Below are 23,454 nucleotides of genomic sequence, written 5' to 3'. Positions count from 1 at the left end.
ACGAGGGCCCGGACGACGGCGTCGTCCGGGCCCTCGTGCGTCCGCCTGGGTCAGGCGTTGGGCCGCTTGCCGTGGTTGGCGCCGTTCTTCTTGCGGGCGCGCCGCTTGCGTCCACGCTTGGACATCGCTGCCCTCCTCTCCTCACGGGTCCCCGAGCTGCTCGGGCTCCGGCCGTCCAGGGTCTCACGAGCCGGCGACCGCGCGTCGGGCCTCCCCGGATGAGCCGTTGCGCGAGGCTGGGACCGGGTCAGCGCATCGTGTGTGCCCGGCGCCGCGCCGGGCATGCAGGGGAGGGCAGGCACGGGCAGCACGGGGGGACCAGTGGCGGACACCAGCGGCATCGGCATCGGCAGCGTCCTGGTGGCTGGGCGGGGTCCGATGGCGTGCGCGGTCGTGCGCGCGGCGGAGACCCTCGGCGTGAAGACGGTGGCGGTGCACTCGGCCAGCGAGCGCGACGCCCGGCACGTACGGCTGGCCGACGACGCGGTGCTGCTCGGACCCGCCCCGGCCGCCGAGTCCTACCTCTCGGTGCCCCGGTTGGTGGAGGCCGCGCGCCGCAGCCGGGTCGAGGCCGTCCTGCCGGTGCCCCCGGCGCTGGCCGGCAACGTCGAGCTGGCCGCGGCCGTCGTCGAGGCCGGCCTCACCTGGGTCGGGCCCTCCGCCGAGGTGCTCGAGCGGCTGGGCGGTGACGGCGCCGAGCCGGCCAGTGCGCAGGGTTTCCTCGCCCTGGTCACCGACGACGGCCTGCGGTACGTCACCCCCGTGCGGCGCGACCGCGACGCGGGCACCGCGCGGGTCTCCTGGACCCCCGCCGGCTGGCCGGGCGGCGACGCGCCCGAGCTGCCCCGGGCGGCCCGCCGGCTGGCCGAGGTGGGCTGGCGCGGGCTGGTCACCGTGGGCATCGACCCCGACGGCGAGCTGGCCGAGGTGGCTGCCGGTTCCTCGCTGGACCTGGCCGTGCTGGAGCGGGCGCACGCGGTCGACGCCGTCGAGCTGGCCCTGCGCTGCGCCGCCGGGCGCTGGCGTCCGGCCCCGGACACCCCCGGGCGGGCCGCCGTCGTCGCCCAGCTGCGGGCCACGCTGCCCCCGGGCCGCGCCGGCCGGGTCACCGGCCGGCTCCCCGACCTGGCGGGTCCGGCCGACGCCGACGTGGTGGCCGTCGGCGGCTACGCCCCCGGTGACCGCCTCGACGGCTGGTACGACGCGTTGCTGGCCACCGTCAGCGCGGCCGGGCCCGACACCGGCACCGCCGCCGTGCGGGTCGCCGACGTGCTCACCGGCCTGCCGGAGACGGGGGTCCCGCACGACGGCGCCGCCGTGTGCCAGGTGCTCCACCGGCTCGCCGAGGGCTGACCCGGCCGCGCTGGCAGGTGGTTGGATGGATGGCGACACCCGCGCAGCACGAGGAGGTCCGCCGGTGGCGGTCGAGGAGATCCACGCCGAGATGGTCTCCAGCGTCTGGAAGGTCCTCGTGGCCCCCGGCGCCGAGGTGGCGGCCGGCGACACGCTGGTCATCCTCGAGTCCATGAAGATGGAGATCCCCGTGCTGACCGAGCGGGCCGGCACCGTGGCCGAGCTGCACGTGGTGGAGGGCGAGGTCCTCCAGGAGGGCGACCTCATCGCCACCGTCACCAGCTGAGGTGACCACCTCCCGCAGCAGCCTGTCCGACCGGCTCTCCCGGGCGCCCGCGGTCAGCCCCTCGCAGGCCGACCACGCCCGCCGGTTGGTGGCCGACTGGCAGCTGCTGGCCGACCTGTCCTTCGCCGACCTCACCCTGTGGGTGCCGCTGCCCGGCGGGGCGTGGTGGTGCGTGGCCCAGGTGCGGCCGCTGACCGCCCCCACCACGCAGCCCGAGGACCTGGTGGGGGTCGAGGTGTCCGGGCCCGAGGCCACCTCGTTCGTGCAGGTGCACCGCGGGGGCGAGCCGCTGGTCGAGGAGCCCGACGGCACCGGTCCGGCCCCGCGTCGTCGCGAGGTGCTCCCGGTGCGGCACGAGGGAGCCGTGGTGGCGGTGCTGGCCCGCGACGCCCGCATCTCGGCCACCCGGCCGCCGTCGCAGCTCGAGGTCACCTACCTCGACATCGCCGCCGAGCTGTGCCAGATGGTCTCGGCGGGCACCTTCCCACCCCGCATGCTCGAGGACGCCGAGATGAGCCCGCGGGTCGGTGACGGCCTCGTGCGCCTGGACGCCGCCGGCCGGGCCGTCTACGCCAGCCCCAACGCGTTGTCGGCCTACCGCCGGATGGGGCTGACCGGGGACGTCGTGGGTGCCGACCTGGCCGCGCTGACCCGCGAGGCGGCCAGCGACCGGGTCACCGGCGAGGTGGTGGCTGCGCACATCGCGGCCGCGGTCGCCGGCCGGTTCCCCGACCCCCTCGACGTGGAGGGCGACGCGGCCACCCTGCTGGTGCGGGCCCTGCCGCTGCAGGTGCCCGGCCGCGAGCACGGAGCGCTGGTCCTGGTGCGCGACGTCACCGACGTCCGACGTCGCGACCGGGCGTTGATGACCAAGGACGCCACCATCCGCGAGATCCACCACCGGGTGAAGAACAACCTGCAGACGGTGGCCGCGCTGCTGCGGCTGCAGGCCCGCCGCGTCAGCGAGCCGGCCGCCCGCGAGGCCCTGCTCGAGTCGGTGCGCCGGGTGGCCTCCATCGCGGTCGTGCACGACACCCTGGCCGGCAGCCGCGAGGACGTCGTCGACGTCGACGACGTGCTCGACCAGGTCATCCCGATGCTCGGCGACGTGGCCTCGGTGGGCCCGGCGGCCGCCGTCGTCCGCACGGGTCGGTTCGGCGAGCTGCCCGCCGGCAGCGCGACCCCGTTGGTCATGGCCGTGACCGAGCTGCTGCACAACGCCGCCGAGCACGCCTTCCCCGAGGGTCGACCCGGGCGCATCGAGCTCACCGCTCGGCGGGACGGGCACGACCTGGTGGTGAGCATCGCCGACGACGGCCGGGGGTTGCCGCCGGGCTTCGACGTCGCGGCCAGCAACGGGCTGGGGCTGCAGATCGTGCGGACGCTGGTCACCAGCGAGCTGCACGGCCGACTGGACGTGCGGTCACCGGAGGAGGGGCCCGGCACGGTGGCGGTGCTGACCCTGCCCGGCGTCGGCCGGGTCCACCGCTGAGCCGGGACCGGTGACACGCAGGAGGACCCCCCTCCCACCGCGAGCAGCGCTCGCGGGTGCCCGTCCGGGCGGGGGAGAGGGGTCCTCCGGGGTGGAGCCGGCTCAGGTGCGGACGCGGGCCCGCTGCGTACGGCGCTTGAGGGCGCGGCGCTCGTCCTCGGACAGGCCGCCCCAGACACCGGAGTCCTGACCGGAGGTCAGCGCCCACTCGAGGCAGGACTGCACCACCGGGCAGCGCTGGCAGACGGCCTTGGCCTGCTCGATCTGGGTGACCGCCGGACCCGTCGTCCCGATCGGGAAGAACAGCTCGGGGTCCTCGTCACGGCAGAGGGCGCGGTGGCGCCAGTCCATGTCGGTGTGCTCCTCGGTGTCGTCTACGGTGTGCCGTGACCGGCCGGTCGTGAGGCCGGGCACGGTCGGCCGTCGGCGGCTGGATCGCCGACCGGCAGCACCCCACACGCTGGTTGTTACCAGCAGGTTGCGTTCGTGGTCGATGCTTTCACGCGTGGGGCGGCTGTCAAGCAGTTCACCCGCTCGCCGGCCGTCCGTATGAGCAACCTCACCACGTCACTAGCAGGTGTGCCACCGCAACGGGTGACCGGGTACCCCGCGAGCCTGTGCGCCGGCTGGCGGCCGGGTTGGAGCCGGCCGGCAGCCGGCTCAGACCACGACCTCCAGGGCGGCCGGCACGCTGCGCACCCGCAGCGCCGTCGCCGGGCCCAGGTGGTCACCGTCGAGCTGCCAGCCCTGCGGCCGGGTGGAGGTGACGGTGAGCTCGGCGAGGTCGTGCCGGCGGTGCACCGCCCGACCCCGGACGTCGGGCCGCTGGGACATGGTGGTGCGCAGGTGGCCGAGCATGCGCACCGCCCCCAACCGGCCGAGGCCGAAGACGGCCAACCCGTTCTCGAAGCCGGCCTCGGGGCTGGGCGCGATGGCGCGGTCGCCCAGGTAGGTCCACGGGTTGACGTTGGACACCAGGCACAGGAACAACCCCTCGCGCGGCTCCTCGCCGGGCACCTGCACGGTCATCGACGGCCGGCGCCGGTCGGGACCGGTGAGGAACGCACGGATGCCGGCCCGCACGTAGAGCGCGCCGGTGGACCGGCGACCACGGGCCCGCTGCTCCTCGACCCGCCGGATGACGTCGGCGTCGAACCCCAGGCCGGCGGAGAACACGAACCACCGCGGCGGCGTCCACCCCGCCCCCCAGGCGATGTCGGTGCCCACGGCCACCTGCGCACTGGCGGTGCCGAGGGAGACCCGCCGGGTACGCCCCGCCCGCAGCGAGTCCAGGATCTCGGCCGTGGCCTCCACCGGGTCGCGGGAACGGCCCAGGGCGCGGCTGAAGACGTTGGTCGACCCGCCGGGCACCACGGCGAGGGCCGGCACGTGCTCACCGGGCCCGTCGGCCAGCATGCCGTCGACGGTCTCGTTCACCGTGCCGTCGCCGCCGAGGGTGACGACGACGTCGACCCCGTCGGAGGTCGCCTGCTGGCCCAGCTCGCGGGCGTGGCCGCGGTGGGTGGTCTCGGCGACCTCCACCTTCAGGTCGGTGGACAGCGCCCGGACCAGCACGTCGCGGACCTTCGCGGTGGTGGTCGTCGCCGCCGGGTTGGTCACCAGGAGCGCGCGCATGACCTCGACCCTAGCCAGGCGGCTGAGTCAGGCGGCCGGGGCCGCCGTCCGGGCGTCGCCGCGTAGCCTCGCCCCCGTGGCAGCACGATCGCAGGGGTCCACGGGCGGGTCCGGCGGCCGCCGGTGGACCGAGCGGCTGCTCGGCGGCGCGGCGCGCGAGCCGGCGGCCCGACCGGCCCGGCCGAGCGCCGCGGCCCCGCGGTCGGTGCGGCTGGCCGCCCTGCTCGTCGCGCTGGAGGCCCTCGCCCTGGTCGGGGTGGCGGTCGTGCTCGGCTGGCTGACGGTCACCAGCACCGCCGACGACGTCGGGCGCGCCGTCGCCGAGGTGGTCTACGTGCTGCTGGGTGCTGCGGCGCTGGGTGCCTGCGCGGTGGGGCTGCGCCGGGTCGCCGGTTGGGCGCAAGGCCCGGTCGTCGTCCTGCAGGTGCTGCTGGGCCTGCTGGGGTACGTCACCGCCTTCGAGGGCGGCCAGCCCCTGCTCGGGCTGCCGGTGCTGGCCTGCGTGGCCGGGGTCTGCTGGTTCCTGGCCACCCCCGAGGCCCGGCTGGCCTACTCCGGGAGGTGAGGGGGCTCCAAGAGGTGAGGGGGCTCCGTCAGACGAGGTCGATGACGTCGGCGATGGAGTCGACCACCCGGCCGGGCCGGAAGGGGAACCGGGTGACGTCGGCGGCCCGGGTGGACCCGGTGAGCACGAGCACCGTCTCCAACCCGGCCTCGATGCCGGCCACGATGTCGGTGTCCATGCGGTCACCCACCATGGTGGTGGACTCCGAGTGGCCGTCGATGCGGTTGAGCGCCGAGCGGAACATCATCGGGTTGGGTTTGCCGACGAAGTAGGGCTCGGCGCCGGTGGCCTTGGTGATGAGCGCGGCCACCGAGCCGGTGGCCGGCAGCGAGCCCTCGGCCGAGGGGCCGGTGACGTCGGGGTTGGTGGCGATGAACCGGGCGCCGGCCTCCACCAGGCGGATCGCCCGGGTGATGGCCTCGAAGCTGTAGGTGCGGGTCTCGCCGAGCACCACGTAGTCGGGCTCGGTGTCGGTGATGGTGTAGCCGGCCTCGTGCAGGGCCGTGGTCAGCCCGGCCTCGCCGACGACGTAGGCCGACCCGCCGGGCAGCTGGCCGGCCAGGAAGTCGGCGGTGGCCAGCGCCGAGGTCCAGATCGCCTCCTCGGGCACCTGCAGGCCCGAGCGGGCCAGCCGGGCGGCGAGGTCGCGCGGGGTGAAGATCGAGTTGTTGGTCAGCACCAGGAAGCGGCGCTCGCGGTCGACCAGCCGCTGCAGGAAGTCCGCAGCGCCGGGCAGGGCCTGGCCCTCGTGCACCAGCACGCCGTCCATGTCGGTCAGCCAGCACTCGCTGGTCCCGCGCTCGCTCATGGTGTCCTCTCCCGGGCGAAGTCGGTGAGGGCGGCGTCGGTCAGCCGGAACACCGACCAGCCGTCCTGGGGGCGCGCGCCGGCGGCGCGGTAGAACTCGATCGAGGGGGTGTTCCAGTCCAGCACCGACCACTCGAGGCGGGCGTAGCCGCGCTCGACGCACCGGGCGGCCAGCGTGCGCAGCAGCTCGCGGCCCAGGCCGGTGCCGCGGTGGGCCGGGGACACGTAGAGGTCCTCCAGGTACACCCCGTGGGTCCCGCGCCAGGTGGAGAAGTTGAGGAACCACAGCGCGAAGCCGACCACCGCGCCCGTGTCGTCGGTGGCCACGTGGCCGAACAGTGCCGGGGCGGTGCCGAACAGCGCCTCGTGCAGCTGCTCCCGGGTCATGCGGGCCTCGTCGAGGCTCTTCTCGTAGTCGGCCAGCTCGCGCACCAGCTGCAGCACGGCGTCGACGTCCGCCGGGCGCACCGCGCGGACGCTCACGACAGCAGCTCCTTCACGCGGGCGGGCACCAGCCGGCCGAGCGGAGCGACCACCGGCACCAGCAGCGGGGAGAACAGGTAGCCGTAGGCGACCGCGCAGAAGGTCAGCACCGGCACCGTGGCCAACCCGACCGCGATCAGCACCGCCGCGGTCACCAGGCCGTAGGGCCGGCGGCTCTTCGGGCTGACCAGCGACCGGAACGACCGCCAGCGGATGTTGGAGACCATCAGCAGGCCCGGGACGACGACGACCAGCAGCACCCACAGCCGGTCGCGACCCTCCAGGACGTCGGAGAAGGCGAAGACGCTGGCCATCACCACCCCGGCCGCACCGGGGGAGGGCAGGCCCACGAAGAAGCGCTTGTCGGCGGTGGGGTCGATGGTGACGTTGAAGCGGGCCAGCCGGATGGCCGCACAGGCCACCCACACGAAGCAGGCGATCCACCCCAGCGGGTCGAAGCCGTCGCGGCCGGCGGAGAACAGCGCGAACGTGAGCAGCGACGGTGCCAGGCCGAAGGAGACGAGGTCGGCCAGCGAGTCGAACTGCAGGCCGAACGGCGACACCGCGCCGACCAGCCGGGCGACCGCGCCGTCGGCGATGTCGAACACCACCGACGTGCCGATGAGCACGCAGGCCAGCGAGTACTGACCGCGGAACGAGACCAGGATGGCGGCGAACCCGCACAGCATGTTGGCCAGCGTGAACAGGCTCGGCAACCACGACCGGGCCCGGCTGCGGCCGCGCCTGGACGAGGCGCGCACGAACTCGACGGTCTGCGTACGGCGGTTCGCCGGTCGGGTCACCGCTGCTCGCCCCCGGCCGGGGCGGTGAACCGGGCGATGACCGTCTCGCCGCCGCGCACCCGCGCCCCCTTGGTCACCGCGAGCTCGGCCTCGGCCGGCAGGAAGACGTCCATGCGCGAACCGAACTTCATGAGGCCCATGCGCTCACCGGTGCCCAGCACCTCGCCGGCGGACGTGCGGGTCACGATGCGGCGGGCCAGCACCCCCACCAGCTGCCGGAACACCACCGTGCGGTCACCGTCGGCCAGCCAGATCTCGCTGCGCTCGTTCTCGTGCGCGCTCTCGGCCCGGTAGGCGGCCAGGAAGCTGCCCCGGGTGTGGCTCGTGCTGGTCACGGTGCCGCGGTAGGGGGAACGGTTGACGTGCACGTCGACGACCGACAGGAAGATGCTGACCTGCTGCCACCCCCCGGCCGGGGCCGGCTCGGGCGCGACGCCGGGCTGGGCGGGGCCGGCGACCATCACCACGCCGTCGGCCGGGGACAGCACGTCGTCGGGGTCGGGGGCGGTGGTGTCGCACCGGCGCTGCGGGTCGCGGAAGAAGAGGGTCATGTAGGCCGACAGGCCCAGCAGGGACCACCCGGCGGCGCGGGCGGCGCGCCGGCCGGTGACCCGGCCCAGGACCCCGAGGGCCGCCGCCGGGGCCAGCGGGACGGTGATGAAGGGCCAGCCGGCCGGGTCGATGCGCATCAGGTGCCGAGGCTACCGGGGACGACGACGCCGGGCCGTCCCTGCGGGACGACCCGGCGTGCGTGCGCGGCGGGAGCGGTGACCGTCAGGCGGCGGCCTTGGTCTCCCAGAAGATCTTGTCGATCTCGGCGATGTAGTCCAGCAGCTTCTGACCCTCGGCCGGGTCCACCGACTGCTTGGTGCCCGAGGCGCCGGCCTGCTTGGTGGCCTTGTTGAACAGCTCGTGCAGCTGCGGGTACTTCTCGAAGTGCGGGGGCTTGAAGTAGTCGGTCCACAGCACCCACAGGTGGTGCTTGACCAGCTCGGCCCGCTGCTCCTTGATGATGAGCGCGCGGGTCCGGAAGACCTCGTCGTCGCTGCCCTGGTACTTCTCCTGCAGGGCCTTGACGGACTCGGCCTCGATGCGGGCCTGGGCGGGGTCGTAGACGCCGCAGGGGAGGTCGCAGTGCGCGGTGGCCTCCACGGCGGAGAACAGGCTGAACAGCCGCATGGGTGTCCCTCCGGAAGCTCGTGGGATGGGTCGTCTGCGACCCTACTCGCGGCGATCACGGCCGACACGTCGAGCGGGGGAGCGGTGGACGACGGGGTGGGCGGCGGGGTGGGCGGCGGGGTGGGCGGCGGGGTGGGGAGCGGGGTGACCGGCCCCCCGGGGCTGTCGACGCGGTGGGCGGTGGCCCGGGTCACCGGCCCCTCGATGGCGCCGACCGTCCGGCACGGCGACCGGTTGCTCGTGGCCCGCCGGTCGAGCGCCGCCCCCGGCGACGTCGTGCTCGCCCGGTTCCCCGCCCGACCGGAGCTGCTGGTGGTGAAGCGGGTCGTGCGCGCGGTGCCCGGGGGCTGGTGGGTGGAGGGCGACAACCGGCTCGTCGCCGACGACAGCCGGGCCTTCGGCCCGGCGGTGGTGGTCGGCCGGGTGCTGCTGCGGCTCTGCCCGCGGCCGGGGAGGTTGCCCAGATCACGTCCGTGAGCCGGGCCGGGCAGGCCCGGGCTGGCCTACGCTTCCGTGTCCATGGGCTCAACGGAGAGTGTCATGACCGCCTCGACCGACCGGTTCGCCGACGACCCCGCCTTCGCGGTGCACGAGGGCGGCAAGCTCTCGGTGCAGACCAAGGGCGCCATCACGTCGATCGACGACCTCGCCCTCACCTACACCCCGGGGGTGGCCCGCGTCTCCAGCGCGATCGCCGCCGAGCCCGAGCTCGCCCGGCGCTTCACGTGGGCCCCCCGCGTGGTCGCGGTGGTCTCCGACGGCACCGCCGTCCTGGGCCTGGGTGACATCGGGCCGGCCGCCGCGCTGCCGGTGATGGAGGGGAAGGCCTGCCTGTTCCGGGAGTTCGGCGGGCTGGACTCGGTGCCGGTCGTGCTCTCCACGACCGACCCCGACGAGGTCGTGGCCGCCGTCCGCGCCATCGCGCCCTCCTTCGGCGGGATCAACCTCGAGGACATCAGCGCCCCGCGCTGCTTCGAGATCGAGGCGCGGCTCAAGGAGCAGCTGCAGATCCCGGTCATGCACGACGACCAGCACGGGACGGCGATCGTGGTGCTCGCGGCGCTGCGCAACGCGGCGCGGGTGACCGGGCGCCAGCTGGCCGACCTGCGGGTGGTGGTGTCCGGTGCGGGCGCGGCCGGCGTGGCCTGCACGAAGATCCTCCTCGAGGCCGGCATCGGCGAGATCGCCGTCGCCGACTCGAAGGGCCTGCTGCACGCCGGGCGCGACGGCCTCACCGGGACCAAGCAGTGGCTGGTGGAGCACACGAACCCGACCGGCCGCGCCGGGTCGATGGTCGACGCCCTCGCCGGCGCCGACGTCTACCTGGGCCTGTCCGGCGGATCGGTGGCCGAGGAGGCCATCGCCGCGATGGCCCCGGGCGGCATCGTGTTCTCGCTGGCCAACCCCACCCCCGAGGTCGACCCGCAGATGGCGGCGAGGTACGCGGCCGTCGTCGCCACCGGGCGCAGCGACCTGCCCAACCAGATCAACAACGTGCTGGCCTTCCCCGGGGTGTTCCGCGGGGCCATCGACGCCGGCGCGACCGCGATCACCGAGGGGATGAAGCTGGCCGCCGCGACCGCCATCGCGGGCGTGGTGGGCGACGACCTGGCGCCGGAGTACGTCGTGCCCTCGCCGCTGGACCGTCGGGTGGCCGAGGCCGTGGCCGCCGCGGTGGCCGACGCGGCCCGCGCCGAGGGCGTGGTGCGGGAGACGATCGGCCGGTGACCCTCAGCCGGCGGCGGTGAGCCCGTCCAGGACCTCCGCCGCCGGCAGGTTCACCCACAGCAGCACCAGGGTGGCCACCACGAAGGCCGGGACGAGCAGCACCTTCTCGGTGAAGCCGCCGGTCTGCATCGGCGAGAACGCGACCTCGGCCCGGGGGCGCACCAGCCAGACCAGCGGCACCGGTACCCCGCCGCAGGTCAGGAAGTCCCCCGCGATGTGCACCAGCACGCCGAGGGCCACCGCGATCGGCAGCCAGGTCGGCTCGGGAGAGTGCGCCAGCAGCAGCCACGCGCCGCCCCAGGACAGCACGAGGTTGCCGACCACCGTCTCCTCGAACCGACCGGGGACGACGACGTGCAGCGCGCGCAGCGCGAGCCCGATGGCCAGCGCGAGCAGCAGGAGCGAGGCCCAGCGCGCCTGGGCGGCGGCGAGCGCGAGCCCGCCGAAGGCCAGCGGGGCCAGGACGGCGTCGTGGGTGCCGTGCCGGTGGCCGCCGGTCAGCCTCCCGACGATGCCCGACGGCACCTCGGTGAGCGGGCCCCACATCCGCGAGATGGTCGAGCCGCGCTGGTCGAGGTCGGGCAGCATCGCCATGCCCCCGACCGCGGCCACCCACCCCAGCTGGGCGACCGTCCCGGAGACGGGGGCGACGGGCAGCGTGGCCGCGCCGACGGCGAGCCCGGACAGGGCGTGGGAGTGACCGAGCACCCCACCATGGTCGACTCACCCCACGTTGATCATGCAGAACCGCAACGGGGACACGCCGGTCGGCAGCGTGCCGCCGTTGCCGATCCGCATGATCAACGCTGGGACGGGAGGAGGGCCGCGTTGTCGGCCGGTAGGCGCAGGGCCGCGACGGTGCCGAGCGTCGCGTAGCCGGCCATGACGACGGCCATCGGCAGCAGGGTGCCGGCGGCCCCGAGCCCGGCCAGCGGTGCACCCACCCCGGCGACGGCGAACTGGGCCGCCCCGACCAGGGCCGCGGCCGTGCCGGCTGTCCGTGCGGCACCGCTCATCGCGACGGCCGTCGCGTTGGGCAGCACCAACCCGGTGGCCGACACGGCCAGGGCCAGCAGCGGCAGCACGACCGGCAGGCCCGCCCCGGCGACGGCGGCGACCAGGAGGCCTGCCCCGGTCAGCAGCTGCAGCACGAGACCGGCCCGCAGCAGGGCGCGCGGTCCGGTGCGGGCCACCACGGCCCGGGACAGCTGGCCGACCAGCACGATGCCGGTGCCGTTGGCGGCGAAGACCAGGCTGAACTGCACCGGGGTGAGCCCGTACCCGCCCTGCAGGACGAACGACGACGTCGAGATGTAGGTGAACAACACCCCGAACCCGAGGCCCTGGGCCAGCACGGCGTTGCGGAACGTCGGCCGTCCGAGCAGCTCGCGGGCATTCCGCACCGACGCCCTGGCCCCGCCGCGCACCCGGTGGTGGGGCGCGAGCGTCTCGGGCAACCGCCATGCGGCGGCCACCAGCAGCACCAACCCGATGATGGCCAGGGCGCCGAACACGCCCCGCCAGTCGGTGACCCGCAGCAGCTGACCGCCCAGCACCGGGGCCAGCACCGGGGCCGCACCGCCGATCGAGGCCAGCAGCGCGAACGCCCGAGCGGCCGCCACGCCCTCGGTGGTGTCCCGGATGATGGCCCGGGCCAGCACGATGCCGGCCGCGCCGGCCAGGCCCTGCAGCAGCCGGACGCCGACCAGCACCCACACCGACGGCGACAGGGCGCACAGCACCGACGCCAGCGTGTAGGCGGCCACCCCGACCAGCACGGGCACGCGGCGGCCGAACCGGTCCGACAGCGGGCCCGCGACCAGCTGGCCCGCGGCGAGCCCGACGGCCACCGAGGTCAGCGTCAGCTGTGCTGCGCCTTGACCGGACCCGAACTCCGTCTCCAGCGAGGGGAGCGCGGGCAGGTACAGGTCCATCGACAGGGGGCCGAACGCCGACAGCGCCCCCAGCAGCAGCATCGGGGTACGGCGGTCAGACCTCGTCGTCGTCGCCCGTGCCGCCGCGGGCCAGCCAGGTGGCCAGCCGTTCGACCGGGACCTCGAAGTCGGGGAACTCGTCGACGAAGGCCTGCAGCTGGTCACCCAGCCAGGCGAGGGAGACCTCCTCCTCGCCCCGGCGGGTGACCAGCTCCTCGATGCCGCGGTCGGTGAAGTACACGGTGCGCGCCCCGACCTACTGCCCGAAGGCGCGACGGACCAGGTCCTTCTGCTCGGCCTCGTGCACCTTGGCCGAACCGACGGCCGGGCTGGCCGAGGCCTTGCGGCTGACCACGTCGAGCTTCTTCCCCGCGGGCAGCTCGGCGGGCAGGTTGACCGCCATGAACTGCCAGGCGCCCATGTTGGCCGGCTCCTCCTGCACCCACACCACGTCGGCGGCGTTCGGGTAGCGCTCCAGGACCTGCACCAGCTCGCTGGTGGGCAGGGGGTAGAGCTGCTCGACCCGGACGACGGCGACGTCGTCGGTGCCCTCGGCCTCGCGGGCGGCGAGCAGGTCGTAGGCGACCTTGCCGCTGCACAGCAGGACACGACGGACAGCGGCGTCCTCCAGCGGCTCGCCCCCCACGCCCGGGTCGCCCAGCACGGGACGGAACCGGTCGTCGGTGAACTCCTCGACCGCGCTGACCGCGGCCTTGGCGCGCAGCAGCGACTTCGGGGTGAACACGACCAGCGGGCGGTGGGTCTCCGACAGCGCCTGGCGGCGCAGCAGGTGGAAGTAGTTCGCCGGGGTCGAGCAGTTGGCGACGGTCATGTTGTTCTCGGCGCACAGCTGCAGGAAGCGCTCGGGCCGGCCGCTGGAGTGGTCGGGGCCCTGGCCCTCGAGGCCGTGCGGGAGCAGCAGGACGACGCCCGACCGCTGGCCCCACTTGGCCTCGCCGGAGGAGATGAACTCGTCGATGATCAGCTGCGCACCGTCGACGAAGTCGCCGAACTGCGCCTCCCAGAGCACCAGCGCGTCGGGGCGGGCCACCGAGTAGCCGTACTCGAAGCCGACCGCGGCGTACTCGCTGAGCAACGAGTCGTAGACGAAGAACCGGGCCTGGTCCTCGGCGAGGTTGGCGATCGGGGTGTACTCCTCGGCGTCCTCCCGGTCGATGAGCACCGAGTGCCGCTGCACGAAGGTGCCGCGCCGGGAGTCCTGGCCGGCCAGCCGCACCGGCACGCCCTGCATGAGCAGCGACCCGAACGCCAGCAGCTCGCCCATGGCCCAGTCGATGCCGCCCTCGCTGACCATGGCGGCCCGGCGCTCGAGCATCTTCTGCAGCTTGGGGTGCACGGTGAAGTCCTGCGGCAGCGACACGTGCGCGTCGCCGACGGCCTTGAGCACCTCGGTGGTGATCGCGGTCTTGGCCGACTCCGAGGGGCGCTGGTCGACCGGGCGCACCTGCTTGGAGGAGTCCTGCGCGTCGTGGGTCTCGGCGAAGGCCCGCTCGAGCTGACCGCGGTAGTCCTTCAGGGCCTCCTCGGCCTCGGCCAGGGTGATGTCGCCCCGGCCCACCAGTGCCTCGGTGTACAGCTTCCGGACCGAGCGCTTGCGGTCGATGATGTCGTACATCAACGGCTGGGTCATCGACGGGTCGTCGCCCTCGTTGTGGCCCCGCCGGCGGTAGCAGACCATGTCGATCACGACGTCCTTGCGGAACGCCTGGCGGTAGTCGACCGCCAGCCGGGCCACCCGCACGCACGCCTCGGGGTCGTCGCCGTTCACGTGGAAGACCGGGGCGCCAATCATCCGGGCGACGTCGGTGGAGTACAGGCTCGAGCGGGCCGCGGCCGGGCTGGTCGTGAAGCCGACCTGGTTGTTGACCACCACGTGCACGGTGCCGCCGGTGCGGTAGCCGCGCAGCTGGGAGAGGTTGAGCGTCTCGGCGACCACGCCCTGCCCGGCGAACGCGCTGTCGCCGTGCAGCAGCACCGGCAGCACGGTGAAGCCGTCCTCGCCCTTGTCGAGGATGTCCTGCTTGGCCCGCACGATGCCCTCGAGCACCGGGTTGACGGCCTCGAGGTGGCTGGGGTTGGAGGTCAGCGAGACGGTGATGCCGGCGTCGCGCGAGGGGTGCTGGAAGTGGCCGGTGGCCCCCAGGTGGTACTTCACGTCGCCGGAGCCCTGCACCGTGCCCGGGTCGATGTTGCCCTCGAACTCGCCGAAGATCTTCGAGTACGGCTTCTGCAGCACGTTGGCCAGCACGTTCAGCCGACCGCGGTGCGGCATGCCGATGGCGACCTCGTCGAGCTCGTACTCGGTGGAGGCCACCAGCACCTCGTCGAGCAGCGGGATGACCGACTCACCGCCCTCGAGCGAGAACCGCTTCTGCCCCACGTACTTGGTCTGCAGGAAGGTCTCGAACGCCTCGGCGGCGTTGAGCCGGCCCAGCACGTGCTTCTGCTTGGCCCGGTCGGGGGCGTCGTGCTTGACCTCGATGCGCTTCTGGAGCCACTCGCGCTCCTCGGGGTCGGTGATGTGCATGTACTCGATGCCGACGGTGCGGCAGTACGAGTTGCGCAGGACGCCGAGGACGTCGCGCAGCGGCATCACCTTCTCGCCGGCGAACCCGCCGACCGGGAACTGCCGGTCGAGGTCCCACAGCGTGAGGCCGTGCTGGGTGATGTCGAGGTCGGGGTGCGTGCGCACCTTGAACTCGAGCGGGTCGGTGTCGGCCATGAGGTGGCCGTTGCGCCGGTAGGCCTCGATGAGCTCGACGACCCGGGCGCCCTTGTCGATCTGGCCCTCGTGGCGCACGGTGACGTCGGGCACCCAGCGGACCGGCTCGTAGGGGATGCGCAGCGAGCCGAAGACGCCGTCGTAGAAGCCGTCCTCGCCCAGCAGCAACCCGTGCAGCCGGCGCAGGAAGTCCCCGGACTGGGCACCCTGGATGATGCGGTGGTCGTAGGTCGAGGTCAGCGTGATGGTCTTGGCCACGGCCAGGTCGGTCAGCGTCTCGGGGCTCATGCCCTGGAACTCGGCCGGGTAGTCCATCGCGCCGACGCCCACGATCGTGCCCTGACCGGTGGTCAGCCGCGGGACCGAGTGGTTGGTGCCCACGGTGCCGGGGTTGGTCAGGCTGACCGTGGTGCCGGTGAAGTCCTCCATCGTCAGCTTGCCGCCGCGGGCCCGCCGGATGACGTCCTCGTAGGCGCCCCAGAAGGCGGCGAAGTCCATCTCCTCGGCGGCCTTGATGTTGGCCACGACCAGGGACCGGGTGCCGTCGGGCTTGGGCAGGTCGATCGCCAGGCCGAAGTTGACGTGCTCGGGCTGCACGAGGGTGGGCTTGCCGTCGACCTCGGCGAACGCCGCGTTCATCTCGGGGAAGTCGTCGAGCGCCCGCACCAGCGCGTAGCCGATGAGGTGGGTGAAGGACACCTTGCCGCCGCGCGAGCGGGCCAGGTGGTTGTTGATGACGATGCGGTTGTCGACCAGCATCTTCGCGGGGACGGCGCGCACGCTGGTGGCGGTCGGCACGGTCAGCGAGGCGTTCATGTTCTTCACGACGCTGGCCGCGGCGCCCCGCAGCACGGTCCGCTGCGGGCCCTCGGTGGCGGCAGCGGGCTTCTCGGCGGGCTTCACGGGCTTCTCCTGGGCGGCCGGCTCGGCCTTGGCTGCGGGCTGCTGGTCGGCGGCCTTCTCGGCCGGGCGGGCCACGACCGGGCCGGTGCCGGCCGGCTCGACCGGGGTGGCGCGGGGGGCCGGCGTCGCGGTGCCGGCGGGGACCTCGGGGCTGCTGGGCCGGGTGGCCGAGCCCTCCGCGTCCGCGGTGGCCGGCCGAGCCTGCTGGGTGGGCGCCGGCTGGGTGGGCGCCTGCTGGGTGGGCGCCTGCTGGGTGGTGGCCTGGGGCCGGGCGGCCGGCTGCGGCGGAGCGGCCTGCGGGGCGGCCTGCTGGGGGGCCTGCTGGGGGGCCTCGTCGCCGGAGGGCTTGTAGTCGTCGAAGAAGTCGTGCCAGGCCTGGTCGACGCTCCCGGGGTCGGCGAGGTACTGCTGGTACATCTCCTCGACCAGCCACTCGTTGGTACCGAATCCGGCGGCTGCGCTGGACGTCGCCGAGGGCTGGGATGAGTTCACGCTTGACACGGGGTCGAGTGCCTTCTTCGTCTGTGGACGTCGTTGGACCGGTTGCCGATGCTACCGGCCGGACCGGGGTCCAGGCGTCGGCGAGGTGATGCGGGTGACGTGCTCCGGCTCACGTGCGGCCGGGTGGTGCCTCACTCATCGGCGGGTGGGTGCTCCACCAGGTCGACCAGCGCGTCGTGCTGGGTGGGGGAGCCGTCCCCCGGTACCCGGTGCCGGGCCGCGGCCACCCGTGCGATGTCCAGGGCGCTGGCGCCGTCGGAGGTGGTGGCCTCGCGGTCGGCCCCGGCGGCCAGCAGCAGCCGGACGACGTCGAGCCCGGCGCGCTCGGGTCCGGCGGCCACCGCGGCGTGCAGGGCGGTGCGGCCGGTGTCGGGGTCGCGCCGGTCGACGTGGGCGCCGGCGGACAGCAGCTGGCTGACCACGTCGGGGTGCCCGGCCTGCGCGGCGGCCAGCAGGGCGCCGTCGTCGGGGTCGGCGCCGCGGTCCAGCAGCAGCTGCACCGTGGCGGTCGAGCCACCCAGGGCGGCGAACTCCAGCAGGGAGGTCTCGGCGTCGTCGTGGACCGAGGACTCCCCGGAGTCCAGCCGTGCGGCCAGCCGGTCGGTGTCGCCCAGGTAGGCCGCGGCCGCGCCGTCGGGCTCGGCCCCCCGGGCCAGCAGCGGGTCGACCAGCTCGGGGGCGTGCTCGAGTGCGACGTGCAGCGGGGTGCGGTCGAGCTCGGTGCGGGCCTCGAGGTCGGCGCCGGCGTCCAGCAGCACGTCGACGACGTCCCCGCGGCCCTCGGCCACGGCCACGTGGAGCGGCGTCCAGCCGTCCTGGCCGGCCCGCTCGACGGTGGTCGAGAGCAGCCGCGGCTGGTCCCGGACGGCGGTGCGGACCGCCTCGGTGTCCCCGGCGGCCACCAGCCCGGCCAGGCGCTGGGCGGTCATCCGCAGGGCGCGGAGCTCGCCGGTGGTCGGGCCGGCGTTCGGTGTCTGCTCGGTCATCGGGTGGCCCTCATCGCTCGTCGGTCGCGGTGTCGCGGGTGGCCGGGCCGGTTGGTCAGACCACGTCGCGGCGCACGGCCAGGACGGTCCCCAGCACGGCGGCGACCAGACCGTATCCGAGCAGGAGCAGCCCGCCCTGCCAGGCGGTGAGCAGGTCCGGCCCCTGCAGGGTCGCGGTCATGGCCTCCAGCGCCCCGCCCGGCAGGTACTGGTAGGCGTCGGAGATGGCCGGGACGCTGCGGATGATGGGCTCGACGACGAACAGGTACACCAGGGAGCCGACGACCGCGCCCACCTGGTTGCGCACCAGGGCGCCGACGCCGACGCCGATCACGGTGTAGACGACCAGGGCCAGACCCGAGCGCAGCAGGACGCCCAGCGCGTCGCCGGACCAGTCGGGTGCCCCACCGCGGGCACCGCCGTACACGGTGGCCACCAGGACCGTGGCGGCCACCGCGGCCACGGCCAGGGCCAGGCCGGCGACCGCGTAGGCGACCAGCTTGGCGACCACCACCCGCCCCCGCCGGGGCGTGACCAGGAAGGTGGGGGTGGCCGTGCGGTGGCGGTACTCCTGCGTCGTCCCGATGACACCGAGGACGACGGCGATGACGACGACCTGCGACGGGATGCTGGCGACCAGCACGGCGAAGCCCCCGGAGCCGACCGCGGGGATGCCCGGCCCACCCGGCCCGCCCTGCTCGCCGGCGAAGGCGGTGAACAGCGCGGTGAACCCGCCGGCCATGAGCGCGGCGACCAGCACGAGCCAGTAGCCGACCTTGGTGGTCAGCAGCTTGGCCCACTCGGCGAGGACGAGGGTCATGCGGTGCTCCCGGGGGTGGCGGCGTACTGCTCGGCGCCGGCGGTGAGCCGGAAGTAGACCTCCTCCAGGCCCGACGTGCGGGCGGAGAGCTCGTGCAGCTCGACCCCGGCGGCGAAGGCGCGGTGGCCGATCTCGTCGGTGGTCAACCCGGTCACCTGGAGGGCGCCGGGGGCGGTCGTGGCCACCTGGACGCCGGGCCCGGCGAGGACGGCGGCGAGCGCGTCGGCCCCGGGGCTGCGGACGGTGACGGTGCCGGCGGACTCGTGGCGCAGCTCGTCGAGGCTGCCCTCCCGCACCAGCTTGCCGGCGCCGACGATGACCACGCGGTCGGCGGTCTGCTCGACCTCGGCGAGCAGGTGCGAGGAGATGAGCACGGTGCGGCCCTCGTCGTGGGCGAGGTGCCGGAGGAAGCCGCGCAGCCACTGGATGCCCTCGGGGTCCAGGCCGTTGGCCGGTTCGTCGAGCACGAGCACCCGCGGGTCGCCCAGCAGGGCGGTGGCCAGGCCCAGGCGCTGCCGCATGCCCAGGGAGTAGGTGCCGGCCTTGCGCTTGCCGGCCGGGGTGAGCCCGACCTGGGCCAGCACCTCGTCGGCCCGGCGGGTGGGCAACCCGGCGGCGCGGCAGTAGACCCGCAGGTGGTCGCGGCCGCTGCGTCCGGGGTGGAAGGCGGTCTCCAGGACGGCGCCCACGAGCCGGGCCGGTTGCCGCAGCGCGGCGTAGGGGGTGCCCCCGACGGTGGCGGTGCCCCGGTCGGGGGTGATCAGGCCCAGCGCCATGCGCAGGGTGGTCGTCTTGCCGGCCCCGTTGGGGCCCAGGAACCCGGTCACCTGGCCGGGCTCGACGGTGAAGCTGAGGGAGTCCACGGCCGTCACCGACCCGAAGGTCTTGGTGAGGTCGCGGACCTCCATGCGCCCGTCGGCCGGCGCCCGCTCGGCGGTGCTGTCGGTGCTGATGACGCCTCCTCGGTGGTGCCCGGTGCGGCCCCGCCATCCAACCGCACCGGAGGGTGCCGGCAGAAGCTGTGACCTCCGGACACACCTGGCGGGCGCGCCGGGGCGTCGTGGGCTACCTTCCGCTCGTGACTGCCTATCGGACCGTCGTCGTCGGCACCGACGGCTCGGAGTCCTCGCTGCGTGCGGTGGCCCGGGCCGGTGCCCTCGCGGGGGCGTGCGGGGCCACCCTCGTCATCGCCTGCGCCTACCTGCCCACCGACCCCGACGACCGCGAGGTCCGCGGGGCGGCCGACGCCCTCAAGGACGAGGCCTACCAGGTGATGGGCTCCTCCCCGGCGGAGGAGACGGTGCGCACCGCGCACGAGCGCGCGGCGTCCGCCGGGGCCGGCGAGGTGCGCACGGTGGCCGTCGTCGGGTCGCCGGTGGAGGCGCTGCTGGACGTCGTGCGCCGGGAGTCCGCCGACCTGCTGGTGGTCGGCAACCGGGGGTTGGCCGGCATCAAGGGCCGCCTGCTGGGCTCGGTGCCCGCCGACGCCACGCGGCGCTCCTCGGTCGACGTGCTCGTCGTGCACACCACGGACTGACCGGGCCGGACCGCTGGACGCCGTCCCCGACGCCCGCGCGGCGCTGGACCGCCTGCTGCTGGGCGGCCCGCGGCGGTGGACCCGGGTGGAGGTGGCCGCCCGGGCCGGGGTGGACCCCGGGCGCACCCAGCGGCTGTGGCGGGCACTGGGGTTCGCCGACGTCGGCGACGACGAGCGCGTCTTCACCGACGCCGACGTCGACGCGCTGGCCACCCTCGGCGCCCTGATCGACTCCGGGTTCGTCGACCGGGGGAGCGAGGCCTCGATCGCCCGCGCGATCGGCCAGTCGCTGTCCCGGCTGGCCGACTGGCAGACCGACATGCTGGCGGCGCTGCTGCGCGACCGCCCCGGCGGGGACCCCGACGGGGCCGGTGACGCGGCCCGGGCGGCCGAGCTCCTGCTGCCGCTGATGCGCGACGTGCAGGACTACGTGTGGCGCCGGCACCTGGCGGCCAACGCCGAGCGGCTGATCGCCGCCGGCCCCGACGTCGCGGCCGACCGCCGCGAGCTGGCGGTCGGGTTCGCCGACCTCGTCGCGTACACCTCCCGCAGCCGCGGCATGGGCGGGCGCGAGCTGGGGGCGATGGTGGAGGACTTCGAGGGGCTGACCGCCGACCTGGTGGCCCGCCACCACGGCCGCGTGGTGAAGACGGTGGGCGACGGGGTCCTGTTCACCTGCTCGACGGCGGTCGACGCGGTCGAGATCGGTCTGCGGTTGCCCGAGGAGTGGGCCGCCGAGGACCGCCCCCCGCTGCGGGTGGGGGCGGCCTACGGCCCGGTGCTGACCCGGCTCGGCGACGTGTACTCCCCGGTCGTCAACCTGGCCAGCCGGCTCACCTCGCTGGCCCGCCCGGGGACGCTGCTCGTCGACCAGGACCTCGCCCGGCTGCTGCGCGGGCAGCGGGCCTACCGGGTGCGCCCGCTGCGCCGGGTGTCGGTGCGCGGGTACGACCACCTGCAGCCGTGGCTGGTCCGCCGCCGTCCGGGCCAGCCCGCCCCCGGCGAGGACACCGGCCCCTTCGAGGACTTCCTCGACGACTACGCCGACGACGTCCTGGCGACCGACGACGACCGCTGACCCGACCCTGCCGAGCGACCGGCGCAGCGTGCCCCCTCGAGTCCCCGACGAGCGGGGGCCGGAGGCCTCCCCGAGGAGGGGCGCATGGGCTCCCCGGGCCGGTCGGGGCACCTGGCCGCGGTGGGAGCGCGCAGCGCGACAATGCACACCGTGAGCGCAACGTTGGTCGCCCGTGGTCTGGCTGCCGGGCACGGCGCCAAGGTCCTCTTCGCCGGTCTGGACCTCGTCGTGGCCCCCGGGGACGTCGTGGGCCTGGTCGGGGTCAACGGGGCCGGCAAGTCGACGCTGCTGCGCACCCTGGCCGGGGTGCTGCCGGCCGAGGACGGCGGCATCAGCCTGTCGCCGCCGTCGGCGACGGTCGGCTACCTGCCGCAGGAGCCCGAGCGGCGCGCCGGGGAGACCGTGCTGGGCGCGGTGTCGCGCCGCACCGGGGTCGCCCGGGCCCAGGAGGAGATGGACGACGCGCTCGCGGCGCTGACCGCCGGCACCCCCGACGACGGGTACGCCGACGCCCTCGAGCGGTGGCTGGCCCTGGGTGGGGCCGACCTGGAGGACCGGGTCGGGGAGGTGCTGGCCGAGGTGGCCCCCGGGGTGTCCGTCGACGCGCCGATGACGGGCCTGAGCGGCGGGCAGGCCGCCCGGGTGGGCCTGGCCGCGCTGCTGCTCTCGCGCTACGACGTCCTGCTGCTCGACGAGCCCACCAACGACCTCGACCTGGCCGGCCTGGCGCAGCTGGAGGCCTTCGTGCAGGGCGTGCGCACCGGCGTCGTCGTGGTCAGCCACGACCGCGAGTTCCTGGCCCGCACGGTCACCCGGGTGGTCGAGCTCGACCTGGCCCAGCAGCTGGTGCGCGTGCACGACGGCAGTTACGAGGCCTACCTGGTCGAGCGCGAGGTCGACCGCCGGCACGCCCGTGAGGAGTACGAGGAGTACGCCGGCACGAAGGCCGGCCTCGAGGCCCGCGCCCGCATGCAGAAGAACTGGATGGCCAAGGGCGTCCGCGACTCCATCAAGAAGAGCAAGGACGGCGACAAGCACATCAAGGCCGCCCAGCGGGCCTCCTCGGAGAAGCAGGCGGCCAAGGCCAAGCAGACCCAGCGCATGATCGAGCGGCTGGAGGTGGTCGAGGAGCCCCGCAAGGAGTGGGAGCTGCGGATGGGGATCGCCCCCGCGCCCCGGGCCGGTGCGGTCGTCGCCACCCTGCGGGGAGCCGTCGTCCGGCACGGGGACTTCGAGCTGGGCCCGGTCGACCTGCAGGTCGACTGGGGCGACCGGGTGGCCATCACCGGCGCGAACGGCGCAGGCAAGTCCACCCTGCTGGCCGCACTGCTCGGCCGGGCGGAGCTGGCCGCCGGGTCGGCGTCGCTGGGGTCGGGGGTGCAGCTGGGCGAGGTCGACCAGGCCCGCCGCAGCTTCCTCGGCGACCTGCCGCTGGCCGCGGCCTTCGGGGCCGAGGTGCCCGACCTGCCCGACGCCGAGGTGCGCACCCTGCTGGCCAAGTTCGGGCTGCGCGCCGACCACGTGCTGCGCCCGGCCGGTTCGCTGAGCCCGGGGGAGCGCACCCGGGCGGCGCTGGCCCTGCTGCAGGCACGCGGGGTGAACGTGCTGGTGCTCGACGAGCCGACCAACCACCTGGACCTGCCGGCCATCGAGCAGCTGGAGCAGGCGCTGGCCGACTACGCCGGCACGCTGCTGCTGGTCACCCACGACCGCCGGATGCTCGACGCCGTGGCGGTGACCCGCCGGCTGGTCGTCAGCGGGGGGCGTGTGTCCGAGGGCTGACCGCCGGCGCCGTGCTGGGCGCCGGCGTGGTCACGGCGGCCGCGTGGGTGCGGGGCCGCCGCGGGTGGCTGATCGGGCGCGGCGGGTCGGCCTCGAGCACCTCGGCGATCGCGTACTCGGCCAGCGCGGCGACCTCGGCGGCGGTGCCGCGCCGCGGGTCGATCGCCGGCAGCGCCTGCACCTCCAGCACGAGGTCGGTGGCGCCCAGCACGCGGGCGGCGCTGCGCCACCAGGACTCCCCGGGCAGGTGCGCGGTGACCGTGGTGGGCCGGCCCCCGACGCGCGCCCGCACCGCGACCGGGCACACCGGCGTGCCGGCGGCCAGGGCGGGGGCGAGGGATCCGGGGCGGAAACGACCCAGCTCGGTGCCGCAGCTGGCGGTCGCCTCGGGCCGCACCAGCACGCTGCGCCCGGCGGTCAGCGCATCGGCCACCTGGTGCGCGCACACGGTGGGCAGGCCGGGCCAGACGGCGCCGTCGTCCTCGGGGACGGCGGGCACGGCGGTGCGCAGGGCCAGGTCGTCGACCCACGACACCCGGTTGGCCACGACGAGCACCGGGCCGGTGGGCCAGGCGGTGGTCGGCGGCAGCACGGCGACCCGCACCCCCGCCGCGGTCAGCAGCCGGGCCGAGGTGCAGACGGCGTGCCGTCGGCCGTCCCCGGCCGGGGGGCGGGCCGAGGCGCGCGCCAGGGCGACGGCGAGGGCCGCGGCGCGGCGGCGGCGCAGGCCGGGGGGCGCGGTGGGGGCGACGTCGGCGAGGCAGTCGGTCGAGCAGGGGCCGGTGCTCATGACCCCACGGTGGGGGCCGGAGGTGTCGGTCAGGTGTCGCCGCGCCCAC

General features: G+C 75.0%; 25 protein-coding genes. 9 read left to right on the top strand and 16 right to left on the bottom strand.

Annotated elements, in window-relative coordinates; genetic code table 11:
* Positions 1-50 precede the first annotated feature (50 nt).
* Positions 51-125 carry a 50S ribosomal protein bL37 gene (locus tag TEK04_RS21355; RefSeq protein ID WP_369299104.1) on the bottom strand — a complete coding sequence of 25 codons (75 nt, stop codon included), beginning with the start codon at positions 123-125 and terminating at the stop codon, positions 51-53.
* 196 nt (positions 126-321) lie between these two features.
* On the opposite strand from TEK04_RS21355, the gene TEK04_RS09820 reads away from it, so the two are divergent.
* The 3 genes from TEK04_RS09820 to TEK04_RS09810 all read left to right on the top strand — a co-directional run bounded on the left by TEK04_RS09820 (position 322) and on the right by TEK04_RS09810 (position 3,131).
* On the top strand, positions 322-1,353 hold the full coding sequence (locus TEK04_RS09820; protein WP_336404156.1) for a biotin carboxylase N-terminal domain-containing protein: 1,032 nt from the start codon (positions 322-324) through the stop codon (positions 1,351-1,353).
* Between the two features lie 64 nt (positions 1,354-1,417).
* Positions 1,418-1,639 (top strand): biotin/lipoyl-binding carrier protein, encoded by a 222-nt coding sequence (locus TEK04_RS09815; RefSeq protein WP_207506300.1) that lies wholly within the window; start codon positions 1,418-1,420, stop codon positions 1,637-1,639.
* Position 1,640: 1 nt separating this feature from the next.
* Complete coding sequence (locus TEK04_RS09810; RefSeq protein ID WP_336404155.1) at positions 1,641-3,131, top strand: sensor histidine kinase; 1,491 nt, start codon at positions 1,641-1,643, stop codon at positions 3,129-3,131.
* 102 nt (positions 3,132-3,233) lie between these two features.
* Here TEK04_RS09810 and TEK04_RS09805 read toward each other — a convergent pair whose 3' ends face one another.
* Positions 3,234-3,482, bottom strand: a complete 249-nt coding sequence (locus tag TEK04_RS09805; protein ID WP_092805614.1) for a WhiB family transcriptional regulator — start codon at positions 3,480-3,482, stop codon at positions 3,234-3,236.
* A 309-nt stretch (positions 3,483-3,791) separates the two neighbouring features.
* Positions 3,792-4,766, bottom strand: coding sequence for a diacylglycerol/lipid kinase family protein (locus TEK04_RS09800; protein ID WP_336404153.1), 975 nt, complete (start codon positions 4,764-4,766; stop codon positions 3,792-3,794).
* A gap of 76 nt (positions 4,767-4,842) precedes the next feature.
* On the opposite strand from TEK04_RS09800, the gene TEK04_RS09795 reads away from it, so the two are divergent.
* Positions 4,843-5,331 (top strand): hypothetical protein, encoded by a 489-nt coding sequence (locus TEK04_RS09795; RefSeq protein ID WP_336404152.1) that lies wholly within the window; start codon positions 4,843-4,845, stop codon positions 5,329-5,331.
* A 28-nt stretch (positions 5,332-5,359) separates the two neighbouring features.
* On the opposite strand, the gene TEK04_RS09790 is transcribed toward TEK04_RS09795, so the two are convergent.
* The 5 genes from TEK04_RS09790 to sodN form a co-directional block, all read right to left on the bottom strand.
* Positions 5,360-6,139: an HAD-IIA family hydrolase gene (locus TEK04_RS09790; protein ID WP_336404151.1), complete on the bottom strand. Its 780-nt coding sequence runs from the start codon at positions 6,137-6,139 to the stop codon at positions 5,360-5,362.
* The gene (locus TEK04_RS09785; protein ID WP_336404150.1) at positions 6,136-6,621 is read right to left on the bottom strand and encodes a GNAT family N-acetyltransferase; all 486 of its coding nucleotides are present in this window, start codon (positions 6,619-6,621) and stop codon (positions 6,136-6,138) included. The genes TEK04_RS09790 and TEK04_RS09785 overlap by 4 nt, the downstream gene beginning before the upstream one ends.
* On the bottom strand, positions 6,618-7,424 hold the full coding sequence (pssA, locus tag TEK04_RS09780; protein WP_336404149.1) for a CDP-diacylglycerol--serine O-phosphatidyltransferase: 807 nt from the start codon (positions 7,422-7,424) through the stop codon (positions 6,618-6,620). Before pssA ends, TEK04_RS09785 begins: the two co-directional genes overlap by 4 nt.
* Complete coding sequence (locus TEK04_RS09775) at positions 7,421-8,113, bottom strand: phosphatidylserine decarboxylase (protein ID WP_336404148.1); 693 nt, start codon at positions 8,111-8,113, stop codon at positions 7,421-7,423. Before TEK04_RS09775 ends, pssA begins: the two co-directional genes overlap by 4 nt.
* 85 nt (positions 8,114-8,198) lie before the next feature.
* Complete coding sequence (gene sodN, locus TEK04_RS09770) at positions 8,199-8,603, bottom strand: superoxide dismutase, Ni (RefSeq protein WP_336404147.1); 405 nt, start codon at positions 8,601-8,603, stop codon at positions 8,199-8,201.
* Positions 8,604-8,687: 84 nt separating this feature from the next.
* On the opposite strand from sodN, the gene TEK04_RS09765 reads away from it, so the two are divergent.
* Both TEK04_RS09765 and TEK04_RS09760 read left to right on the top strand, forming a co-directional pair.
* The gene (locus TEK04_RS09765; RefSeq protein WP_336404146.1) at positions 8,688-9,080 is read left to right on the top strand and encodes a S26 family signal peptidase; all 393 of its coding nucleotides are present in this window, start codon (positions 8,688-8,690) and stop codon (positions 9,078-9,080) included.
* A 63-nt stretch (positions 9,081-9,143) separates the two neighbouring features.
* Complete coding sequence (locus tag TEK04_RS09760) at positions 9,144-10,331, top strand: NAD(P)-dependent malic enzyme (RefSeq protein WP_336404145.1); 1,188 nt, start codon at positions 9,144-9,146, stop codon at positions 10,329-10,331.
* A gap of 3 nt (positions 10,332-10,334) precedes the next feature.
* Here the strand turns inward: TEK04_RS09760 and TEK04_RS09755 are convergent, their stop codons facing one another.
* From TEK04_RS09755 to TEK04_RS09725, 7 genes are all read right to left on the bottom strand, one after another.
* Positions 10,335-11,039, bottom strand: coding sequence for a metal-dependent hydrolase (locus TEK04_RS09755; protein WP_336404144.1), 705 nt, complete (start codon positions 11,037-11,039; stop codon positions 10,335-10,337).
* A gap of 92 nt (positions 11,040-11,131) precedes the next feature.
* The gene (locus tag TEK04_RS09750; RefSeq protein WP_336404143.1) at positions 11,132-12,307 is read right to left on the bottom strand and encodes a multidrug effflux MFS transporter; all 1,176 of its coding nucleotides are present in this window, start codon (positions 12,305-12,307) and stop codon (positions 11,132-11,134) included.
* A gap of 13 nt (positions 12,308-12,320) precedes the next feature.
* Positions 12,321-12,506 (bottom strand): DUF6104 family protein, encoded by a 186-nt coding sequence (locus TEK04_RS09745; protein WP_336404142.1) that lies wholly within the window; start codon positions 12,504-12,506, stop codon positions 12,321-12,323.
* A gap of 15 nt (positions 12,507-12,521) precedes the next feature.
* Complete coding sequence (locus tag TEK04_RS09740; protein WP_336404141.1) at positions 12,522-16,403, bottom strand: multifunctional oxoglutarate decarboxylase/oxoglutarate dehydrogenase thiamine pyrophosphate-binding subunit/dihydrolipoyllysine-residue succinyltransferase subunit; 3,882 nt, start codon at positions 16,401-16,403, stop codon at positions 12,522-12,524.
* Positions 16,404-16,543: 140 nt separating this feature from the next.
* Positions 16,544-17,398 (bottom strand): ankyrin repeat domain-containing protein, encoded by an 855-nt coding sequence (locus TEK04_RS09735; RefSeq protein ID WP_336404140.1) that lies wholly within the window; start codon positions 17,396-17,398, stop codon positions 16,544-16,546.
* Between the two features lie 55 nt (positions 17,399-17,453).
* Positions 17,454-18,218 carry an ABC transporter permease gene (locus TEK04_RS09730; RefSeq protein ID WP_336404139.1) on the bottom strand — a complete coding sequence of 255 codons (765 nt, stop codon included), beginning with the start codon at positions 18,216-18,218 and terminating at the stop codon, positions 17,454-17,456.
* A complete protein-coding gene (locus TEK04_RS09725; RefSeq protein WP_336404138.1) occupies positions 18,215-19,126 on the bottom strand; it encodes an ABC transporter ATP-binding protein in 912 nt (303 codons plus the stop codon). The genes TEK04_RS09730 and TEK04_RS09725 overlap by 4 nt, the downstream gene beginning before the upstream one ends.
* A 170-nt stretch (positions 19,127-19,296) precedes the next feature.
* Here TEK04_RS09725 and TEK04_RS09720 point away from each other — a divergent pair, with 170 nt between their 5' ends.
* The 3 genes from TEK04_RS09720 (at position 19,297) to TEK04_RS09710 (ending at position 22,615) form a co-directional block, all read left to right on the top strand.
* Positions 19,297-19,755 (top strand): universal stress protein, encoded by a 459-nt coding sequence (locus TEK04_RS09720; RefSeq protein WP_336404137.1) that lies wholly within the window; start codon positions 19,297-19,299, stop codon positions 19,753-19,755.
* 85 nt (positions 19,756-19,840) lie between these two features.
* Positions 19,841-20,833 (top strand): adenylate/guanylate cyclase domain-containing protein, encoded by a 993-nt coding sequence (locus TEK04_RS09715; RefSeq protein WP_336404136.1) that lies wholly within the window; start codon positions 19,841-19,843, stop codon positions 20,831-20,833.
* Positions 20,834-20,983: 150 nt separating this feature from the next.
* Positions 20,984-22,615 (top strand): ABC-F family ATP-binding cassette domain-containing protein, encoded by a 1,632-nt coding sequence (locus TEK04_RS09710; protein WP_336404135.1) that lies wholly within the window; start codon positions 20,984-20,986, stop codon positions 22,613-22,615.
* Here the strand turns inward: TEK04_RS09710 and TEK04_RS09705 are convergent.
* Positions 22,587-23,405: a lysophospholipid acyltransferase family protein gene (locus tag TEK04_RS09705; protein WP_336404134.1), complete on the bottom strand. Its 819-nt coding sequence runs from the start codon at positions 23,403-23,405 to the stop codon at positions 22,587-22,589. The two genes, TEK04_RS09710 and TEK04_RS09705, sit on opposite strands and share 29 nt — an antisense overlap.
* Between the last annotated feature and the right edge of the window lie 49 nt (positions 23,406-23,454).

The sequence above is a fragment of the Klenkia sesuvii genome (assembly GCF_037083825.1).
Classification (GTDB): Bacteria; Actinomycetota; Actinomycetes; order Mycobacteriales; family Geodermatophilaceae; genus Klenkia; species Klenkia sesuvii.
This window is presented reverse-complemented; position numbering and strand designations above follow the sequence as displayed.

Excerpts from the sequence above, each read along its gene's own strand:
- TEK04_RS09805 (WP_092805614.1), bottom strand. The coding sequence starts at position 3,482 with ATGGACTGGCGCCACCGCGCCCTCTGCCGTGACGAGGACCCCGAGCTG.
- TEK04_RS09800 (WP_336404153.1), bottom strand. The coding sequence starts at position 4,766 with ATGCGCGCGCTCCTGGTGACCAACCCGGCGGCGACGACCACCACCGCG.
- TEK04_RS09790 (WP_336404151.1), bottom strand. The coding sequence starts at position 6,139 with ATGAGCGAGCGCGGGACCAGCGAGTGCTGGCTGACCGACATGGACGGC.
- TEK04_RS09775 (WP_336404148.1), bottom strand. The coding sequence starts at position 8,113 with ATGCGCATCGACCCGGCCGGCTGGCCCTTCATCACCGTCCCGCTGGCC.
- sodN (WP_336404147.1), bottom strand. The coding sequence starts at position 8,603 with ATGCGGCTGTTCAGCCTGTTCTCCGCCGTGGAGGCCACCGCGCACTGC.
- TEK04_RS09760 (WP_336404145.1), top strand. The coding sequence starts at position 9,144 with ATGACCGCCTCGACCGACCGGTTCGCCGACGACCCCGCCTTCGCGGTG.
- TEK04_RS09750 (WP_336404143.1), bottom strand. The coding sequence starts at position 12,307 with ATGCTGCTGCTGGGGGCGCTGTCGGCGTTCGGCCCCCTGTCGATGGAC.
- TEK04_RS09735 (WP_336404140.1), bottom strand. The coding sequence starts at position 17,398 with ATGACCGAGCAGACACCGAACGCCGGCCCGACCACCGGCGAGCTCCGC.
- TEK04_RS09730 (WP_336404139.1), bottom strand. The coding sequence starts at position 18,218 with ATGACCCTCGTCCTCGCCGAGTGGGCCAAGCTGCTGACCACCAAGGTC.
- TEK04_RS09725 (WP_336404138.1), bottom strand. The coding sequence starts at position 19,126 with ATGGAGGTCCGCGACCTCACCAAGACCTTCGGGTCGGTGACGGCCGTG.
- TEK04_RS09705 (WP_336404134.1), bottom strand. The coding sequence starts at position 23,405 with ATGAGCACCGGCCCCTGCTCGACCGACTGCCTCGCCGACGTCGCCCCC.